Here is a 1,054-nt window from a genome sequence, read left to right on the forward strand (position 1 = left end):
TTTCGTCGCGGGCGTTCGGGCCGGGACCCCGCGGTCAGCTCGGCGGCTCGGTCCGCGTCGTCTCCCGCTCCCACCCCCCCGGCGGCCACCGCTCGCTGAGGCGCCCGCTCACGGCGTACTCCAGCGCGCTCCAGACCTCCCCCTCCCGCCGCAGCTCCTCGACCCGACCGACCCGGTCCTCCGAGACGACCCCCCGGTCCAACAGCTCCGCGAGAAGCGTCTCGGCGCTGTGCTCGTTCATGTTTGCTGTATTAGTACAACATTCGTTGTATGTACTTCGCCGAACAGATTTGGTGTGACATGTGCTGGCGTCGTCCCCGAACTCGCCGGTGGGAACGGTCGAAACCGGGAGAACGGGAACGCCCCCGACACGCCGAGTCGACCCGTCGTCGCCCGGATCGTTTCCAACTTGACGAAAGTTTAACTAGTATCCCGCGTGGACGGAAACCGTGGCCGTAGTCGCGCGCCTGTCCGTGCCGGCCGCGGAGTTCGAACTCGGCGCCGCCCTCGTCGGCGTCGAGTACGTCGAGGTCGAACTGGAGCGGGTGATCCCGACAGGGCCGGAGTTCGTGCCGTTCTTCTGGGTTCGGGGAGCGTCCGTCGAGGCGGTGGACGCGGCCCTCGCGGAGGCGGACGCGATCGAGGACGCGGAGTTCGTCGACCGCGCGGGCGACTCGCTGTTGTACCGGTGTCGCTGCGGCAGGGACGACGCGAGCGTGGTGACGGGGATGGAGCGCGCGGGGCTGACGCTCCTGTCCGCGTCAGGGCGGGGCGGGCGGTGGACGTTCGACGTCCGCGGCGACGGGTGGGAGACGGTCGGCGCGTTCCGCGAGTTCTGCGCGGCCAACGGGATCGACGTCCGACTGGAGTCGATGGGCCCGCTGGAGTCCGTCGGCGACGACGCGGACGACCGGCTGACCGACGCACAGGCGGAGGCGCTCGTCGCCGCCTACGAGGCCGGCTACTACGACAGCCCACGGCGGGCGACGCTGGCGGAGATCGCGGACGACCTCGGTATCTCCAGGCAGTCGCTCGCGGAGCGGCTCAAGCGCGG

2 protein-coding genes are annotated in these 1,054 nt (G+C 70.3%); one reads left to right on the forward strand and one right to left on the reverse strand.

Annotation, left to right across the window (positions count from 1 at the left end; genetic code table 11):
• Nucleotides 1-34: 34 nt before the first annotated feature.
• Complete coding sequence (locus ACQUQ1_RS22365) at nucleotides 35-241, reverse strand: hypothetical protein (RefSeq protein ID WP_435066380.1); 207 nt, start codon at nucleotides 239-241, stop codon at nucleotides 35-37.
• A gap of 208 nt (nucleotides 242-449) precedes the next feature.
• Between ACQUQ1_RS22365 and ACQUQ1_RS22370 the strand changes: the two genes are divergently transcribed.
• Nucleotides 450-1,054, forward strand: a 605-nt coding sequence (locus tag ACQUQ1_RS22370; RefSeq protein ID WP_435066381.1) for a helix-turn-helix domain-containing protein, incomplete at its 3' end; no start/stop codon positions are given.

The sequence above is a fragment of the Halobaculum sp. EA56 genome (assembly GCF_051195075.1).
Lineage (GTDB): Archaea > Halobacteriota > Halobacteria > Halobacteriales > Haloferacaceae > Halobaculum.

Coding starts and splice junctions, on each gene's coding strand:
- ACQUQ1_RS22365 (WP_435066380.1), bottom strand. CDS start 241: ATGAACGAGCACAGCGCCGAGACGCTTCTCGCGGAGCTGTTGGACCGG.